Source organism: Scytonema millei VB511283 (genome assembly GCF_000817735.3).
Classification (GTDB): Bacteria; Cyanobacteriota; Cyanobacteriia; order Cyanobacteriales; family Chroococcidiopsidaceae; genus Chroococcidiopsis; species Chroococcidiopsis millei_B.
Genome location: NZ_JTJC03000017.1, coordinates 118,043 through 135,324 on the forward strand (window position 1 = coordinate 118,043; position 17,282 = coordinate 135,324).

General features: G+C 46.3%; 16 protein-coding genes and 2 pseudogenes. 7 read left to right on the forward strand and 11 right to left on the reverse strand.

Features of this window, described 5'->3' with window-relative positions:
- The first annotated feature begins 318 nt into the window (after positions 1–318).
- Both QH73_RS26125 and QH73_RS26130 read left to right on the forward strand, forming a co-directional pair.
- Positions 319–1,593 carry an SGNH/GDSL hydrolase family protein gene (locus QH73_RS26125; RefSeq protein ID WP_039713782.1) on the forward strand — a complete coding sequence of 425 codons (1,275 nt, stop codon included), beginning with the start codon at positions 319–321 and terminating at the stop codon, positions 1,591–1,593.
- 309 nt (positions 1,594–1,902) lie between these two features.
- The gene (locus QH73_RS26130; protein WP_039713781.1) at positions 1,903–3,222 is read left to right on the forward strand and encodes an APC family permease; all 1,320 of its coding nucleotides are present in this window, start codon (positions 1,903–1,905) and stop codon (positions 3,220–3,222) included.
- Between the two features lie 43 nt (positions 3,223–3,265).
- Here QH73_RS26130 and QH73_RS26135 read toward each other — a convergent pair whose 3' ends face one another.
- Positions 3,266–3,565 (reverse strand): SMI1/KNR4 family protein, encoded by a 300-nt coding sequence (locus QH73_RS26135; protein ID WP_039713780.1) that lies wholly within the window; start codon positions 3,563–3,565, stop codon positions 3,266–3,268.
- Between the two features lie 2 nt (positions 3,566–3,567).
- Here QH73_RS26135 and QH73_RS26140 point away from each other — a divergent pair, with 2 nt between their 5' ends.
- From QH73_RS26140 to thyD, 4 genes are all read left to right on the forward strand, one after another.
- Positions 3,568–3,861, forward strand: coding sequence for a type II toxin-antitoxin system Phd/YefM family antitoxin (locus QH73_RS26140; RefSeq protein ID WP_236147182.1), 294 nt, complete (start codon positions 3,568–3,570; stop codon positions 3,859–3,861).
- Positions 3,824–4,087 carry a Txe/YoeB family addiction module toxin gene (locus QH73_RS26145; protein ID WP_039713779.1) on the forward strand — a complete coding sequence of 88 codons (264 nt, stop codon included), beginning with the start codon at positions 3,824–3,826 and terminating at the stop codon, positions 4,085–4,087. Before QH73_RS26140 ends, QH73_RS26145 begins: the two co-directional genes overlap by 38 nt.
- 158 nt (positions 4,088–4,245) lie before the next feature.
- Positions 4,246–4,617, forward strand: a complete 372-nt coding sequence (gene psb28, locus QH73_RS26150) for a photosystem II reaction center protein Psb28 (protein WP_015156580.1) — start codon at positions 4,246–4,248, stop codon at positions 4,615–4,617.
- A 57-nt stretch (positions 4,618–4,674) separates the two neighbouring features.
- Complete coding sequence (gene thyD, locus QH73_RS26155) at positions 4,675–5,592, forward strand: thylakoid membrane protein ThyD (RefSeq protein WP_039713778.1); 918 nt, start codon at positions 4,675–4,677, stop codon at positions 5,590–5,592.
- A gap of 20 nt (positions 5,593–5,612) precedes the next feature.
- Here the strand turns inward: thyD and QH73_RS26160 are convergent, their stop codons facing one another.
- The 4 genes and pseudogenes from QH73_RS26160 to QH73_RS26175 all read right to left on the reverse strand — a co-directional run bounded on the left by QH73_RS26160 (position 5,613) and on the right by QH73_RS26175 (position 8,329).
- Positions 5,613–5,942, reverse strand: a complete 330-nt coding sequence (locus QH73_RS26160; protein WP_039713777.1) for a hypothetical protein — start codon at positions 5,940–5,942, stop codon at positions 5,613–5,615.
- Between the two features lie 77 nt (positions 5,943–6,019).
- Positions 6,020–6,229 (reverse strand): annotated as a pseudogene (locus QH73_RS26165) (sugar ABC transporter permease); the annotation flags it as partial.
- Positions 6,230–6,354: 125 nt separating this feature from the next.
- Positions 6,355–6,990 (reverse strand): annotated as a pseudogene (locus tag QH73_RS26170) (carbohydrate ABC transporter permease); the annotation flags it as partial.
- Between the two features lie 79 nt (positions 6,991–7,069).
- Positions 7,070–8,329 (reverse strand): ABC transporter substrate-binding protein, encoded by a 1,260-nt coding sequence (locus tag QH73_RS26175; protein WP_039713776.1) that lies wholly within the window; start codon positions 8,327–8,329, stop codon positions 7,070–7,072.
- A gap of 299 nt (positions 8,330–8,628) precedes the next feature.
- Between QH73_RS26175 and QH73_RS26180 the strand changes: the two genes are divergently transcribed.
- Positions 8,629–9,048: a fasciclin domain-containing protein gene (locus QH73_RS26180; RefSeq protein WP_039713775.1), complete on the forward strand. Its 420-nt coding sequence runs from the start codon at positions 8,629–8,631 to the stop codon at positions 9,046–9,048.
- Positions 9,049–9,065: 17 nt separating this feature from the next.
- Here the strand turns inward: QH73_RS26180 and QH73_RS26185 are convergent, their stop codons facing one another.
- The 6 genes from QH73_RS26185 to QH73_RS26210 form a co-directional block, all read right to left on the reverse strand.
- Positions 9,066–10,574: an FMN-binding glutamate synthase family protein gene (locus QH73_RS26185; RefSeq protein ID WP_309476536.1), complete on the reverse strand. Its 1,509-nt coding sequence runs from the start codon at positions 10,572–10,574 to the stop codon at positions 9,066–9,068.
- The gene (locus tag QH73_RS26190; RefSeq protein WP_039713773.1) at positions 10,574–11,290 is read right to left on the reverse strand and encodes a GltB/FmdC/FwdC-like GXGXG domain-containing protein; all 717 of its coding nucleotides are present in this window, start codon (positions 11,288–11,290) and stop codon (positions 10,574–10,576) included. Before QH73_RS26190 ends, QH73_RS26185 begins: the two co-directional genes overlap by 1 nt.
- On the reverse strand, positions 11,278–12,171 hold the full coding sequence (locus QH73_RS29265; RefSeq protein ID WP_039713772.1) for a class II glutamine amidotransferase: 894 nt from the start codon (positions 12,169–12,171) through the stop codon (positions 11,278–11,280). The genes QH73_RS26190 and QH73_RS29265 overlap by 13 nt, the downstream gene beginning before the upstream one ends.
- A gap of 158 nt (positions 12,172–12,329) precedes the next feature.
- Entirely contained in the window at positions 12,330–13,718 is a 1,389-nt protein-coding gene (gene glnT / locus QH73_RS26200; RefSeq protein ID WP_236147183.1) for a type III glutamate--ammonia ligase, read from the reverse strand.
- On the reverse strand, positions 13,715–14,359 hold the full coding sequence (locus QH73_RS26205; protein WP_039713771.1) for a methylglutamate dehydrogenase: 645 nt from the start codon (positions 14,357–14,359) through the stop codon (positions 13,715–13,717). The genes glnT and QH73_RS26205 overlap by 4 nt, the downstream gene beginning before the upstream one ends.
- A complete protein-coding gene (locus QH73_RS26210) occupies positions 14,356–17,259 on the reverse strand; it encodes a 2Fe-2S iron-sulfur cluster-binding protein (protein WP_039713770.1) in 2,904 nt (967 codons plus the stop codon). Before QH73_RS26210 ends, QH73_RS26205 begins: the two co-directional genes overlap by 4 nt.
- Positions 17,260–17,282 lie beyond the last annotated feature (23 nt).

A 17,282-nucleotide genomic window follows, 5' to 3' on the forward strand; every position in this document is an offset into this window, starting at 1 on the left:
CCAGTAATTATAAAAAACTATAGAATTGTAGATGTATAGAACGGCTTGAGTAGTTTTTGCCATCTACAAAATAATTAACTGGTGTTTTTAACTAAAGACATTAGTAGCTTGCTCGTCAAAGCAGAAACGTTACTTAGTCATCTGAAAATGACTGATTTTGAAGTTGTGATTTCAAATAAGGAATTGCTTATGTATATCGATAACTAGCAATATCTTCTGTATCACCTTTATTTTCCAGTTCTATACAACAGACAGCTATTTTTAATAAGTCAACCTCATCTCAAGCACTAAATATCTTCTAAAACAAGGTTGCTAACAATGATTGAAGTATTAGTAGGAGCAATAATTCTCTATTCTACTTTTGAACAAAGTCCGACTTCTGAAGGCTGGATAACTCGTGGTTCTGGTGCTAATTGGGTGATTGGGGGTACATCTGGTACTCGCTCCATTCGAGTTCAGCATCCTGGTCCTACAAACTATACATTTGATGATGCATGGTCGAGTCCTTTACTAAATACTAATCCCCTGCAATGGTATCGGCTCTCGTTCAACAGTAAAGCTCCTGGAACGACTAATAACCCCGGAAGTGTCGGTTATGGATATTGGTCGGCGACATTCTATGACAAGCAAACTGGCAACCAATTACCAGATGCTACATTCTCTAGTGTTTTTCAGTCGAATAATTGGGTGCATAATGAATTTCGTTTCCGTACCAAAGCTACTGTTGGAGCGAACGGGAAGCTACTACCAGTTCAAATGAGAATTAATTTTCACTCGCTCGGTTCGCAGCCTCTTTTTATTGATGATATTACCGTGCAGTCAACAACTTCTCAAGAAGTAGCACAATGGGCTGACGGAATGTATAATAGCTTTCCTGCCAAACTGAATTATGTTCCCAAAGCCAGCCGATGGCAACGTATTCCGCTCACGATGCAAAAGTTACGGAATGGGCAAAATCTCCGCATCGTTATGCTCGGAGACAGCATTCAGAATGATACAGCAACAGCACCTATCGATGTCTTTTTAGAACGCGAGTATCCTGGTAGTAAAGTTGAAATTATCCCCTCTGTAATAGGTGGTACGGGGGTTCAGTACTATAAAACTTGCGTGCAGGATTGCATACTGAAATATAAGCCAGATCTGCTGATAATTGGAGGAATCAGCAATGGCAATAACATGAGTGATTTCCAAAGCGTGGTTAATCAAGTGAGAGCTAGCGATCGCGTCACTAACCACAAAACCGAGATCTTGTTATTGACGAAGGAATGGAGTCCTAACAACTATCCTAACCCAATTGACTATCAACTGCATCCAACTATTAAGGAACTCGATCAAAATCCGACAAATAATACGACAATTCCTAACAATTATCGTGGTAACTTATTGTGGTTTGCTTATGCAAATAATCTAGAATACTTGGACATGACAGGAATTCAAAGTGAGTTTATCTATGGACCGGCTACCACTGCTGGTCTCGGTTCACCAGACGCTAACGGTAATCCATATAGCATTTGGATGCGCGATAATTACCACTTAAATGATTATGGAAAACAAATACTAGGAAGGATATTGGAGGCATACTTCAGTTTATAAATCTATTGTATTAAATACGAGCGGGTAAAAAATCTGACAGCGATCGCAAAACTGGAAATCTATACGAGCGATCGGCTAGCCTTCGCGATCGTGCTGCTACAGCAATTCTACTCAATCAGTGGTAGATCTCCTACAGATAAAGCTTAAATTACGACTTACGACTTACGACTTACGACTTATGCTCAGGTGGTAGATCTCGATACAGATGGAGCAGTCACTCAGTTGTACCGTAAAGCATTATGACAACTCTATATGCGAGCGATAACAAAAGCTACAGAATTGAAAATTATTGTGAAATAAAAAAGTTACATGAAAGTAAATGATGTAGTAGAAACAGATTCGCTCAAGCGAGTGTTTGGATTGCCAACTCTAGTTGTCTATGGAGTAGGTGACATTCTGGGTGCGGGAATTTACGCGGTAGTCGGAAAAATTGCCGGACTTTCCGGTACTTTGGTTTGGGCTTCGTTCTTGACGGCTATGGTTGTCGCGGCATTCACGGCTTTAAGTTACGCCGAACTGGGCAGTCGATTTCCCCAAAGTGGTGGAGTCGCCTGTTTTGTCCACAGGGCATTTCGCATTGACTGGCTCTCAATCTTAGTTGGCTGGTTAATGTTTTGTACCTGCTTAGTCTCGATGGCAACGCTCTCGAAAGCGTTTGCTGGCTATCTCAATGCTTTTGCACCAGCTATTCCAGATTGGCTGATTATCCTAGCGCTTTTTTCCGTGCTGGCATATGTCAATTTCAGAGGCATGAAGGAATCCTCGGCGCTGAATATCTTTTGTACGTCTGTCGAGGTTTCGGGTCTATTAATTGTAATTTTGGTTTCAACCTTGTTTTTGAGCGGTGGTGGCACGGTTAATCCTGCTGCTGTTCCCAACGAGCCAGCAATCGGTTGGACGGCAGTGATTCAGGGAGCAGCACTGGCTTTCTATGCCTTCATTGGATTTGAGGATATTGTCAATGTGGCAGAGGAAGTCAAAAATCCCGAACGCAACGTGCCAAGAGCAATCTTACTTGCTTTGGCGATCGCAGGTGTCGTCTATATACTCGTCTCCTGGCTGGCGATTCAGGTACTCAATCCCTCAGAACTTGCTGCTTCCAGCGCTCCGCTATTGGATGTGGTGCGTCGAGCGCAGCCCAATTTTCCCCAAGTGATTTTTACCATCATTGCTCTATTTGCCGTACTCAATACGGCGCTGCTCAATTTTGTCACGGCATCGCGGCTGTTGTTTGGGATGTCGCGTGAAGGATTGCTACCAGCTTGGTTAGGAAAATTACATCGACGCAGAGCCACGCCTTATCGAACGCTGTTGGTCATTTTACCCATTGCCATTTTTCTGGCGCTCTCCGGGACACTGCAATTTTTAGCAGGAACCACTGCCACCTTGATTCTGGCAATGTTTTGTCTTGTCAACCTCTCGCTGCTATCGATCAAACGTCGAGAACCTGAAACTAGCGGGTTTCGGGTTCCCTATATAATTCCGGCGATCGCATTACTGTTCGATCTCGTTTTGGTTGCCTTTGCTTCTCCCTCCAGTCACATTTTGGCGTTGATATTTGCAGGAATTGGAATGCTCCTAATTCTGATCCAAAAGGCTTTCAGAAAAGGACACATACCAAGCACTTAGTTGGCAAATTAGTTCGCAAACAGGCGATCGCTCTGTACTGATTTCAGTTACTTGTCGTAGCTCGATAATCTGGGTATCGAGCTACGACCATTATTTCGCCATCATACCAATAGCGTCCGGCTTCTAAATCTGCTACAAACATCTCTAACCAAACTCGAAAACTAGAAGCGACTGGATAAAGTCCATTACATTTACGATTTTCAATAATTTGACCGACATTCCCACCTAGCAGTACAGCACTCAAATCCAGAAAATAGCCATCTCCACACCCATCAGAGGTGAGAGGAATCACAACTACTTGTACGCTATGTTGTACGATAAAGCAAAACCAAATGAATTGCAAATATGGAAGAAGCAATGGATGCTGTTTCTACATCTGAGGCTCGCACCAACTTGTTTAGTCTCGTAGATCGAGTATCGGAAACTCACAAACCAATTTTGATTACAGGCAAGCGTAACAACGCCGTTCTCATCTCTCAGGAAGACTGGAACTCTATCCAAGAAACTATGTACTTGCTGTCAATACCTGGAATGAAGGAGTCAATTAAAGACGGGATGGCAACTCCAGTCGAGGAATGTATATCTTGGGAGGATCTCAGGCGTGAGCTGGCAGATTCGATTGACGAAGCAAGCAGCTAAGGATGCAGTCAAATTACGCTCTGCTGGGCTTTTTGATAAAATGGAGCAACTCTTAGATATTTTAGCTGACAATCCTTTTACCAACCCTCCCCCATATGAGAAGTTGAGCGGCGATCTGGAAGGAGCTTATTCTCGTCGTATCAACATCAAACACCGATTAGTGTACGAAGTCATCAAAGAAGCGAAAACAGTCAAGATCTTGAGGATGTGGTCGCATTATGAATAAGTGCGATCGCCTACCATCGTAGTACATCAATACCATTGAAAGATTATAGATTTGAGTCAATGACTGTTTCAAGCATTCACTTTAGAGAGATAATTAATATATGTTGACCAAATGCAAATTGTTCTGGTCACTGGTCACTGGTCACTGGTCACTGTCTAATGACTTCTGTAGCTGCAATTTATTTTTTTGAAGGAATTCCCGAAGAACTGAGTAACGTCAGCTTGCGCCGCGATCGCCGTTCGGGAGTTCGTTCGGTTTTACTGCGTTTTGAGCAACTCAAATCTTTGGAAAGATTCAATAGTTTTACCAAAAAATTCAATAACTTCGTGCGTTTGGTCGATGAAGAAGGTGAAATTCAAGTCACGCCTGACTCGACAAAATTCATTTTTGGTGGCATGGATGGAGATGAATTTCAACGCCTAGATTGTACGTTTGCGATCGAGCAAGAAGACCACTGGGAGAGATTTATGCGGTTTATGAATCGCTATGCTGAGGCTAATGGTATGGCTTTCAGCGAATCAAATAAATAGAATAAGGGCGCATAGTTATGCGTCCTTACTAAGAACGTAATCACACTCCCCAAATTTATGAAAGTAGCAATTACTGGAGCCACTGGATTTGTTGGTAGTCGTTTAGTCGAACGACTCAAATCGGACGGTCATCAAGTTGTCGTTTTTAGTCGCAACGTCAATAAGGCAGAAAACGTATTTCCTAAGTCTACTTTTCCAAATGTAGAAATTATTGCCTATACACCAACAGAATCGGGTGCGTGGCAAGATGCGATCGCCAGTTGTGATGGTGTAGTCAACTTAACCGGAGAACCAATTGGCGAAGGACGTTGGACACCCCAACGCAAACAAGAAATTCTCAATAGTCGCAAATTGGGGACGCAAAAAGTTGTCGAGGCGATCGCCAAAGCAAATCCCAAACCCAGCGTGTTAGTCAATACTTCTGCGATTGGTTATTACGGTACGAGTGAAACTACGACATTTGATGAATCCAGTCCTGCTGGTAACGATTTCCTTGCCCAAGTCTGCCAAGAGTGGGAAGCAGAGGCGCAGAAAGTCAAGGAATCGGGGACGCGGTTAGTCATTTTGCGCTTTGGAATTGTCTTGGGAATGGGAGGTGCGATCGCCAAAATGATTACTCCCTTCAAACTTTTTGCTGGTGGTCCCATCGGGAGCGGTCGCCAGTGGTTTTCATGGATTCATCGCGATGACTTGGTAAACTTAATTATCGAAGCATTGACAAAACCGGAAATGGAAGGAGTCTTCAATGCCACTGCTCCTAATCCGGTGCGGATGTCAGAGTTAGCCCAAGCAATGGGAGAAGTGATGCAGCGTCCCTCCTGGTTGCCCGTCCCCAACTTTGCGATCGAGGCATTATTAGGAGAAGGTGCGATCGTGGTTTTAGAAGGGCAGCAAGTTTTACCCAAACGCACTCAAGCATCGGGCTTCAATTATCAATATGCCAGCGTCAAAGAAGCATTAAAAACAATTGTATAGTTGCGATTGAAATAGACGCGCTATAGCCTGAAATTACTCGGTAGATCTCTAGCTGGATCTGGGGTAAAAGGACGATGTTCGAGATCGAAAACTCTCCTTTGAAATTCTGCTTGAATGGGTTGGGAAAAAGTTCTAGTTTGTTCGATTTCGTATAGCGATCTGGTAATATCTGTATTAAATTCTGCTCTTTGCCGCTCGTTCCTTGCTTCTAACTCAGCTCCTGATTCTCCTTGTAACCGCAACTGAGTTTCGGAAAGATCGAAAATCGGTTCTTCCTCCGAACGTGCGGGTTGGACGATCGCCAGTGATGCGATCGCCAGCACTGCTGTCAGTAATCCTGCTAACCTCATAGCTTTTCCTCCTTACAGCGATGTAGCGTTTGGCTGTCTGGTGCGATCGAGCGAATATCTGTATTATAACGTTGAGATTAATTCGCCTTTTCGGAGAAAAAATAACGTTGAATTAGCGTAGTAATGGCGATCGCCAAAGCCAGAATCAAAGCAATTGCTGCCGCATAACCTAGATCCAAGCTTTTAAAAGCATATTGATAGATAAGTAGCACAACTGTCAAAGTCGAGTTATCTGGTCCACCCGTACCGCGAGAGAAAATATAAGATTGATCGAATAAGTAAAAAGTTGCGGGGCGCTCAAATTCCTATCCCCGCCGCAAGCGGACGGGGCATTACGGAATTTGCCCTTCGGGACGCACTCCCGCTGTGTTCATGAACGTGACAAGCCACGGGGAATCTACCCTTGATGAGATTGAAACGTACCAACAATGCCCATCACAACCACAAAAAATGTGACTGATTTTAAGCTTGGTAGAGTAATATAAAATAATTTATCCCACCAACTTGCTCCATCAATTGCCGCTGCTTCGTAAAGGCTTTCAGGAATATCTTGTAAAGCAGCTAGATAAATCACCATAAATAAAGGTGCTGTTGACCAAATATTCATGATTGTAATTGCTTTTAAGGCAACATTTGGATCGCCAATCCAGTTATAAGTTGGCAAACCTAAAAAAGCCAGAACGCTGTTTATTAAACCATTTGAATTATACATCCACAAAAATATTATCGTTAATACTGCCGAGGAAGTCACTGTCGGCATAAAAAAAATAATTCTAAACCAATTTTTACCTTTGAGGTTAGCATTGAGAATTAAAGCCAAGCCGAGAGCAATTATAGTTTGAATTGGTACGACGATCGCCACGTATTCAACCGTATTTCTTAGAGCAATCCACACGCGATCGTCATTGAGAAGACGAGTAAAGTTTTTGAAGCCGTTGAATCTGTAGGTAAATTCTCCTAAAATCTGAATTTTATAAAAAGCCAGAACTAAAGCAATCAGAATAGGCAAAAGTACAAATAATCCTAAAATGATAATTGTAGGAACCATGAAAATATATCCAGCCAAGGCAGCTTTTGACTGAGGTTGATTTTTTAAAACACGATGCTCTCTCACTGTAATTTCTACTTTACTTTGATAAAGCTATTTCTTGATTAGCGGTTTGCTGCGCTCTTTTCATTGCTGATGCTAAACTTTGCTGACCGATTATGGCACTAACAAATTGATTGTTAAAATTATTGAGAATAATCGGTAAATCTTCATTCAACTGCCAAATAGTAGCATATTCAGCTCCGGCAATAAAAGGTGAATAAAGAGAATGGCGATCGTATTGTAGGGCATCGGTTACAGATTTACGGGTAGGAAATACAGAACCTTGTCTCGTCCAGGCTTGCATTCCCTCTTGTCCAGTTAAGTAAGAGATTAATTCCCATGCTGCTGTTTTATATTTCGATTTTTGATTCATTACATAAGCAACTGTATAAGCCATCGTGCCTTTTTTCTGGTTAATAGTTGGGACTTCAGCAGTGGCATATTCAAGCTGAGGAAAGGTCTCTTTCAAATAAGGAATTAACCAAGGACCATCGATCGCCATTGCGACCTTTTCTTGACCAAACATTTCACCTGCTGAATTTGTACCAACATCAGAAGGTTGAGCTGCCGATTTATCTAAACGATATAAATCTACTAGTAATTGTAGCCCTTTTAAACTCTCTGGCTCGGCAAATGTAACATTTCCATTCGCGTCGATTAACTTTCCTCCAAAGGCTTCGATAATAAAAACTTGACGGGCAAGTTCTGGAACTAAAGCAAAACCATATCGATCGATTCTGCCATTCCGATCGCGATCGACTGTTAATTTTTCAGCATATTCTCGCAATTGCTCCCAAGTTTGAGGTGGTTGAGATAGACCTACAGACTCAAAAGCTTTTTTATTATAAAATAGGGTAAGAGTAGAATAATCTTTAGGTAAACCGTAGATTATTTGTTCTTTTTGAAATACCTGAAGAAATTGAGGATAAAAATCTGCTAAATCGAACTTTTCAGAAATATAACTATTTAGCGGCTCTAATACCCCAGGCAGCATAATTTCGGGAGCAGCAAAAGCTTCTAAATAAAATACATCTGCGGCTGTTTCGCCAATCAATCTAGTCTTCATCACATCCATATATTCATCAGCGATCGCATCATATTTCACTTTGATGCGTGGATGTTTGGCTTCAAAATCTCTCAAAACCTTTTGCAGCAGTTGTTTTTCATTGAGATTACTCCAACCGCTAAGAGTGATGGTGACAACTCCAGGTTCTAGCTGTCTAGCCGTCATGCAACCAGTAAAAGCGATCGCTCCAACTACGAATAGAAGCAAAAATAACCAGACTTTTCTAAACACAGTATGGCAAACTGAAGTGATGCTCTAATTTCAATAAATTATCTAAATTTTAGCAACGAAGAGCGTGTTTCGACACTCTACAGAACTCACAGTAGCATAGCCTTCTAGCTTGCAGAAGCCGTGCAACATTACTTCGTCCCCGTGCCACAAAAGAGCGATCGCATAGCGTGGAGTTCGTCAATTACCGTTCAAAACATCTTAACTAGTTTCTAGCAACCTCTCTCTTGATAGAAGCTACACGCTGCCCAGCCCATTTATAAGTATCTTGTAACACTACATAAATAAAGTTGCATTACCTCATGGCTGACCTTTTAGAAACTGCTGCCAACGCGGGAAACTTCACAACTTTGGTAAAGGCTGTTGATGCGCTTGAACTAAAAGAAACTCTTGCGAGTCCTGGCATTTTTACAATTTTTGCCCCAACTGACGAAGCCTTCGCCAAACTGCCAGAGGGAACTTTAGATTCGCTGCTGCAAGATCTGCCTAAACTGAAAAAAATTGTGACTTATCATGTTGCTTTTGGCGACGTGAGATCTGATGATTTGGCACAAATTGACGAAGTAGAGACAGTTGAAGGGTCAGTCTTAGCAATTGAGTCAGCTAACGGTACAGTCAAAGTCAATGATGCCAGCATCCTCAAAACTGATATCGTGACTGATAACGGCACGATTCACGCGATTGATACAGTGTTGATGCCTGCAATTGTGGCTGGACAATGAGGGCTTTTAGCCAAAGATTACATTGGTTGAACGCCAGGAATCCAGTCAGTCCCTGCCAGGGGAAGACGTGCCATAGCAGCAGCTTCGATCGTTAGCGCGACTAGATCTTCCCGTTCTAAGTGATGCACGTTTTGCTTACCGCAAGCACGGGCGATCGTAGTTAATTCCATATTCAGGGTTTGCAGATAGTTTTTGACTCGCCGAGCGCCGACTTCCGGTTCTAAGCGTTTTTCCAGAATTTCGTCTTGGGTTGTCACTCCTACGGGACACTTTCCGGTGTGGCAGTGGTGGCAATAACCTGGTGCTGTGCCGATCGCCGCGTAGTCTTCGATTGCCGAATAATGCGTCCCATTTTGCACGTAAGTTTCGCTATTGCAGCCCAAAGCCATCAAAATTGCTTGACCGATGGAAACAGCATCTGCACCCATCGCGATCGCTTTGGCAACATCGGCTCCCGTGCGAATGCCACCTGAAACAATCAGTTGTACCTCACCTTTCATATTCATGTCTTCTAGGGCATCCACCGCCTGCCGCACTGCTGCCAGCGTAGGAATGCCGACGTGTTCGATAAATACTGTCTGTGTCGCCGCAGTCCCCCCTTGCATCCCATCAACAACTACAACATCCGCTCCAGCATGAACCGCCAGCTTGACATCGTTGAAAGTTCGTGCTGCACCCACTTTGACAAAAATCGGTTTTTCCCAATCGGTCAATTCGCGGAGTTGCTGAATTTTGATCGTTAAATCGTCGGGACCCGTCCAATCGGGGTGACGACAGGCAGAGCGTTGATCGACTCCTTCTGGCAGCGTCCGCATTTGGGCAACTCTAGGATTAATCTTCTGTCCGAGTAACATCCCGCCACCACCTGGTTTTGCCCCTTGACCCACAACAATTTCGATCGCATCGGCTTTACGCACGTCGTCCGGGTTGAAGCCGTAGCGAGAAGGCAAGCATTGGTAAATTAAGGTTTTTGAAGACAGCCGCTCCTCCGGTGTCATGCCACCATCCCCAGTTGTGGTAGAAGTCCCGACTGCGGTTGCCGCACGTCCCAGGGCTTCCTTCACGTTAGCCGACAGCGAACCAAAACTCATCCCCGCGATCGTGATGGGAATCTCCAGTTGAATCGGTTTTGTGGCGTAGCGAGTGCCGAGAATCGTCTTGGTAGTGCATTTTTCCCGATAGCCTTCCAAAGGATAACGGGACATGGACGCGCCCAGAAACACCAAATCGTCAAAATGTGGCAACCGACGTTTTGCGCCCAAACCGCGAATTTCGTAAAGACCGTGTGCCGCTGCGTGTTGAATGTAATTGAGGATACGGCGATCGTAACCCCAAGATTCTTCGCGCGAGATTGATTGAGTCATATAACAGTGAGGAGTGAGTAGGGGAGGGGCGCACAGCTGTGCGCCCGTACAGTAGTGGTAAAAGAAGAAGTCGGAAGACAAGGGAGACAAGGAAAACAAGGCGGACAAGGAAACTTCAGGTGCTTTAGGTGCAGAGGGAGCAATTCTGGTTCCACCAGCCACTAGCCACCAGCCACTGCATCCGCATTCCAGTGATAGAGTTGCTTGGCGGAAGCAACCCGTTTGAAATCTTGGGGATTGTATGAAAAACCCGCTTTTGCCAATAGCTCGGCTACCGTTGCATAATCGGCTTCAGACATGGATTCTATTTGAGCATCAGCACCGAGCGATTTAATCTCGCCTCGCACGTAAATTACAGCTTCGTAAAGTGAATCTCCCAATGCTTCCCCTGCATTCCCACAGACCACAATTCGTCCAGCCTGTGCCATGAATGCGGCAAAGCTGCCGACGCTACCACCGACAACAATATCTGCTCCTTTGAGCGAAATGCCGCAGCGTAAACTGGCATCACCATCAATAATTAATAACCCTCCGTGGGCAGAGGCTCCAGCAGAAACTGAGGCAAAGCCTTTGACATGGACTCGACCGGACATCATATTTTCTGCAACACCCGTTCCCACATTCCCGGCGATCGCCACGTTTGCTAGCTGGTTCATGCTTGCCGCGTAGTAGCCTGCATGACCGAGAATCTCGACATCAACTGGAGCATTCAGTCCAACAGCTATATTATGCGCCCCATCGGGGTTGAGAATATGAATTTTTTTCTCGCCACGAGCTAGGTTGTGATGCAGGTAATGATTAATTTCGCGTAAGGAGGTTTGGGCGAGATCGAAGGTTATACTATCTGTTGTCGTACTGCTTGCCGTCAAACTGTCCATACGTATAACTCCTCTGGTGCGGGTTCGTAGAGATGGGCGTTTTTCACATCTGGTAGGTGAGCTAGAGAGCGAAATTCAGAGGCTATCGCCACATACTCGTCAGTTTCAGCAACCACCGCAGGTTTACAAGCAAAGGCATCTCGTACGAGCGCGAGTTTATCTGCTGTTCCCATCAGAAACGTGTAAAAGCCGTCTAACTCGACAAAGCCTTGTTTGATGGCAGTTTCCAAATCGTCCCCTTCCCGCATCCGCCATTCGAGAAACCGACAAGCTGCTTCCGTGTCGTTGTCAGTTTCAAAATGAATCCCAAGCGGTTCTAGACGACGACGAATCGAATAGGGATTGGAAAGAGAACCGTTATGTACCAAGCAAAAATCTTCTCCCGCCGTAAATGGGTGCGCGCGATCGGGAGTTACTGCCGATTCTGTTGCCATGCGCGTATGGGCGATCGCGTGGGAACCTTTCAGCGCCGAGAAATTATAGCGATCGGCTACCATCGCTGGTTTTCCCGTGTCTTTGTAGAGATCGATCGTCCGACCTGTTGACAGCAGGTGTAGTTGTGGATATTTAGCTTTGAGCCATTGCTTGACAAGATCCGGTTCTCGATCCGAAATTAGCACTGCCCGATTGCCATTGCTTTGAATCTCAGGCACAGTCGCGAAAGCTGCTGGAAACGATCGCCTCAAACTTTCCCAATCGAATTTGTCTTTTGAATAGAGGCTGTATTTGCGCTGCGGCTCTGGCAGGGTAGCAGTAAATACAGCCAGTCCGGCAGAGTCAGGTCCGCGATCGCTCATGCCAATCAGCATGGGAACCATGAGTTCGCCGAGCGATTCTCGCCATTCTGGTTTTTTAATCAGTAGTCCGACAATTCCACACACGATCGCACCTACATCTGTATTATTGGAAGAACTTGAGAGTTACGCACTTGAAGATTCAGAATCTCGATCCCCCCTAACCCCCCTTAAAAAGGGGGGAATAAATGCCCCCTTTTTAAGGGGGTTGGGGGATCTCAATTGCCTCCTGTAAAAAAACTTTTTTAGAAAAACTCCAAATACCGTTCCACTTCCCACTCCGAAACATGACGCATATATTCCACCCATTCCATTCGTTTCAAGTTAATAAATTCGTCTGCTAGCACCCCCAACGCACCTTTGATGACCTCATCCGCTTCCAATGCGGCGATCGCTTCGTGTAAACTCTGGGGTAAAGTGCGGATACCCTTGTCTTTCAGGTCTGCCTCAGATAGCTCGTACAAATTCAAGTTATAGGGTTCGCCAGGATCGATTTCTTTGTCAATACCATCTAATCCAGCAGCGATCGCGGCAGCAGTAGCGAGATAAGGATTGCAGGAGCCATCGGCAAGGCGCAGTTCTAAACGTCCGCTGGGAATCCGTACCATGCTAGAACGATTGTTGTCGCCGTAGGTGATGTAAGCTGGTGCCCAAGTTGCACCGCTGAGCGATCGCCCCACAACGAGCCGCTTATAGGAATTGATTGTTGGGGCGCAGATGGCAGTGAGTGCGCCTGCATGGGCGAGTAAGCCACCTAGAAAATGATACGCCAGTTTCGAGAGTCCTAAATGGCGCGAGTCGCCCTCGTCAGCAAACAGATTCGCGCTGCCATCGCTTAAGGACATATGAATGTGCATTCCCGTCCCCGTGCGGTTGGCAAACGGTTTCGGCATGAACGAGCAAATTAGTCCCAGTTCTTTAGCAATTTCTGACGCTGCCATTTTGAAAAAGATGTAGCGATCGGCGGTCGTAAGGCAGTCGGTGTAAGTGTAGTTGATCTCAAACTGCCCGTTAGCATCTTCGTGGTCAATTTGATAGATGTCAAAGCCAGCCGCTTGCAGGTGGGTGACGAGTTTTTCCAGAAAAACCGCACTGCGCGACAAGCCGCGAAAGTCATAGCAGGGTTTCTCTAAGGTATCGGTAGCATCAAACGGGTGAATCTGTCCTCGTTCGTCTTTACGGAGTAAAGCAAATTCTGGCTCAACTCCGGTATTGAGCGTCCAGCCTCGCTGCTGCAACCGCTCGAACTGCTGCATCAAGATATAACGAGCGTCGTAGGGGTAAGGTTCACCTTTAACATGACCGACACAGGCAATTCGGGCAAATCCTGGCATCCAGGGGACGAGCGATAGGGTTGAGAGATCTCCAACTGCCATGTAATCTGGACTGTGCGGCTCCATACCCAATCCCCACACTGCAAATCCAGCGAATCCGGCTCCTGGATGCAAAATATCTTCAAAATGAGTCACGGGTACGGCTTTCGTTTTGGCAACCCCGTGAATATCGACAAATTGCGCCAGAACGAACTTGACTTGATGCGATTCGAGAAATGTTTTGGCTTCTGCTAGATTCATCCGCTTGGCTCCAGGTTGACTCAATCTGTTCAAATTCCACGAATACAGTAGCTTTGTCATAAAAATGATTCTGTGCCGATCGCGCCACCTCCCAACTCTGTAGCAATCTGAATCAGGGTTTGCCAGAAATACGTGCCAAACGTGCGATCGCACCAAATCCGATAGTAATCGCCGTCACTTGGAATCACTGTCACTGCTACCCCAATCGCATTTGTCAAAACGACTGGACGATCGCTAAGCGATAATGCCTGAAAATTAAAACTACAGGTTTGGCGTAAAAGATCGTTGACGCGATCGCCTACTAACCCCAGTGCCAGATCTTGCCGTAAAACTGGGTAAACTTTTGCAGGAGGAGACTTACAGGTAGTTGCTAACTGGGGAGAGATCGCGCTGTTGAGGCTATCTTCGATCAGAAATTCTGTCAGTCCCAACCGAGCAACGATCCCTCCTGCGGGTAAGGAATGCCAAGTATTCGGGCGATCGGGAATTGGCAGTCCGCGATCGGCTAACCACTCGGCTGCATTTGCTCCTTTCACGCCAAAGCGGGTCAGAAAAGACAAATCGGCAATTCCCAACACAGAGGCAGACTGGCGATCGCCTGGTAGCGTGACTAAGGAGGGCATACCGTTGATGTCGCGCCACGCACCGTTAAGCGACTGGAGTGAATCGTGAATTGGACTCAGACGTAAAGGAGTCTTCATACGATCGCCTCCTGGGGTTGTGCTGTTTCTTGCTGGCGTTGGTTTTCAGGGTCGTAGAATGGTGTCGGACTGACTGTTGCCGTGACGATCGCACCATCGGATAGACGAATTGAAATGCGATCGCCGATCGCTGCTAGTTCTGGTTTAACGTAGGCGAGTCCAATATACCGCTTTAAAACGGGACTAAAAGCAATACTCGTAACGCGACCTGCAATTTCACCGCGATCGATAATCAAATGACACTCTTGCGGTGCTGTACCCTGAAAGTTGGGGTCGAGCGTAAAACCAACTAACTTTTGGGCGATCGCTTGCTTGGCAATGGCTTGCAGGCTGCGCTGACCGATAAAAAACGGCTTATCCAATTTAACCGCCCACCCTAGATTAGCCTCCCTCGGAGTTGTCAAAGCATCGGTATCTTGACCGACAATCAAATGTCCTTTTTCCAACCGCAAAAGCCGCTGTGCTTCCACGCCAAAGGGTGCAATACCGTAAGTCTTACCTGCGGCGAACAGAGCATCCCAAATAGCCGCAGCCGACTCAGCCGCAACGTGAATTTCGTAACCCCACTCGCCCACAAAACCAACTCGGATTAAAATTGCTTCAATTCCAGCCACCAATGCTTCTCGTACTGCTAGATAGGGAAAAGCAGCACTGGAAAGATCGCAATCCGTTAGCTGCGCCAAGACATCGCGGGCATAAATTCCAGCAAGATTAATTGCCGATCGCGCCCCAGTTAAATTGACCAAGCCGCAATCTAAGCCCCACATTGTATTCAGCCGCGATAGTTCTCGGTAAATCGTCGCTGCACCGGAAGTCGTCGTCGTGAAATAAAAATGCTCGGTTCCCAGTCGCGCCATGACACCATCGTCAATAATTACGCCTGTCTCGTCTAGCATCAGTGCATAGCGCGACATCCCCAGTTTCAATTTGCCGTAGCGTCCGGTGTAAACTCGCTCTAAAAACTCGGCAGCATCCGCCCCGCGCAATTCTAATTTTCCTAACGTCCCAACATCGATCGCCCCTACGCGAGTCCGCACGGCTATGACTTCAGCCCGAATGCAATCTTCGCGGCTCTTTCCAGGTCGGGTGTAATATTCGGGTCGTCGCCAAGCTCCTGCCAGCATGAACTCAGCGCCCAAGGCAGCATGACGACTGTGTAAAGGAGTGTAACGCTCTGGAGTAAAGCCCCGTCCGGCTAAGTGCGATAAGGGAACCGGATGAAAGAACGGTCGAGCCGTGGTCGTACCGACTTCAGCAGGAGATTTACCTGTAATGCGTGCCAAAATGCGCAATGCATTCATATTGGAATGCTTACCCTGACTCGGTCCCATGCCTACAGTGGTAAATCTTTTGAGCAATTCAATATTGTCAAATCCTTCCTGAATGGCGTTGGGAAAATCCTTGAATTGAAGATCTTCATCAAAATCGACAAAGTTCTTACCTGCTGGATGTTCCACGATCGCCCACGGATGCGAGGGGGATTCTGAGCTGGGTGTAACAGCACAATCGACGGGTTTTGTCAATCCTAGAAAAGCAGCCGCCTCTAATCCAGCCCGACGACCATCGAGTAACTTACGATCGAACTCGTACACGCCATTCACCCGTCCGCAGGCAAACACACCCGCAGGTAAGCGATCGGGAACGAACTGCTGCAAGCTGTCATCGAAGCGCATTTTCGTTCCAGCTTGGTAGAGTAAATTTGCTGCACCTGCCCAGCCGACACTCATCATAATCCCATCGCAGGCGATCGCTTGTTTGAATTCTGTCTGCGGTTTGCCGTTGGCATCAAGCGGACAAATGACTGCACCCGAAACGCCATCGCTGGCTGGATTCGTTTTAGCTGCATAAATGCAATGACTGGTAAAAATGGGAATACCGAGCGCTTGTAAAGCTTGAGTTGTTGGGTTAGTCGTGTAAGTCGGACGTAAATCCGCGATCGCCTTCACCTCAATGCCATGCTTGGCTAAATCTAAAGCAGCCTGATAACCATCACTATTTGCCGTCAATACCACCGCTCGTTGCATCGGTTTGACGGCATAGCGATAAATTAATCGTTGTGCGGCAGAAGCTAACATCACTCCTGGTGAATCGTTATTGCGAAACACGGCAGGCTGTTCGTATGCCCCATTTGCCATAATGACCGTCTTTGCTCGCATTTTAGTCAGACGTTCTCGATCGACCAGTGGAATCCAGTTATCGGCATAATAGGCAGCGGCTACCGTTTCGGTGTAGAGACGGATGCGATCGCAGTTTTTAACTGCTTCTACGAGTTCGTTCGTCTGCATCATCCATGCACCAGAACCGCCTGCCCGTGCATTTTCATCTACGATCGCCACATTTGCCCCCGCATCGGCTGCGGCTAACGCTGCTGACAATCCCGCCACGCCTGCGCCAATGACTAGCACGTCGCAGAAGTCATACTGCTTTGCCGTGCGAATGTGGGGTGTGGCAACATCGACTTTGCCTAATCCGCTCAAATTGCGGATCGTGCGTTCCCAGAAGGGGAACAGCCGTTTGTGATGAAAGGCTTTGTAATAAAACCCGACTGGGAGCAGAGGGGAGAAAAAATCTAAAATGCTGTGGCAATCGCCCATCACCCCACCATTTGTATTCACCGCATAGAGCGACATTCCCGCTTCTAATGGCGTAATATCGGCTCTCACGTTGAGCTGCTGACCATTTTGCATCAGAGCATTAATATCGTGACTTGCCAGACTCAAAATTCCGCGCGGACGATGGTATTTGAAACTGCGTCCCAACACTCGTTGTCCGGCAGCCCATAACGCACTCGCGATCGTGTCTCCGGCATAACCCCAAAAGCGATTTCCTTCAAAGGTAAAGTCAATTCGCTGACTGCGATCGATCCATTCACCGGAGATGGGTGGTAGGCGATTGCTCATAGGGCAATAGGTTGGGTTAAAAG

What these genes read in the sequence shown, in the direction of transcription:
- QH73_RS26205 (WP_039713771.1), bottom strand. Translation starts at nt 14,359, where the DNA reads ATGAAGACTCCTTTACGTCTGAGTCCAATTCACGATTCACTCCAGTCG.
- QH73_RS26210 (WP_039713770.1), bottom strand. Translation starts at nt 17,259, where the DNA reads ATGAGCAATCGCCTACCACCCATCTCCGGTGAATGGATCGATCGCAGT.
- QH73_RS26125 (WP_039713782.1), top strand. Translation starts at nt 319, where the DNA reads ATGATTGAAGTATTAGTAGGAGCAATAATTCTCTATTCTACTTTTGAA.
- QH73_RS26130 (WP_039713781.1), top strand. Translation starts at nt 1,903, where the DNA reads ATGAAAGTAAATGATGTAGTAGAAACAGATTCGCTCAAGCGAGTGTTT.
- glnT (WP_236147183.1), bottom strand. Translation starts at nt 13,718, where the DNA reads ATGACAAAGCTACTGTATTCGTGGAATTTGAACAGATTGAGTCAACCT.
- QH73_RS26140 (WP_236147182.1), top strand. Translation starts at nt 3,568, where the DNA reads ATGGAAGAAGCAATGGATGCTGTTTCTACATCTGAGGCTCGCACCAAC.
- QH73_RS26180 (WP_039713775.1), top strand. Translation starts at nt 8,629, where the DNA reads ATGGCTGACCTTTTAGAAACTGCTGCCAACGCGGGAAACTTCACAACT.
- QH73_RS26190 (WP_039713773.1), bottom strand. Translation starts at nt 11,290, where the DNA reads ATGGACAGTTTGACGGCAAGCAGTACGACAACAGATAGTATAACCTTC.
- QH73_RS26160 (WP_039713777.1), bottom strand. Translation starts at nt 5,942, where the DNA reads ATGAGGTTAGCAGGATTACTGACAGCAGTGCTGGCGATCGCATCACTG.
- thyD (WP_039713778.1), top strand. Translation starts at nt 4,675, where the DNA reads ATGAAAGTAGCAATTACTGGAGCCACTGGATTTGTTGGTAGTCGTTTA.
- psb28 (WP_015156580.1), top strand. Translation starts at nt 4,246, where the DNA reads ATGACTTCTGTAGCTGCAATTTATTTTTTTGAAGGAATTCCCGAAGAA.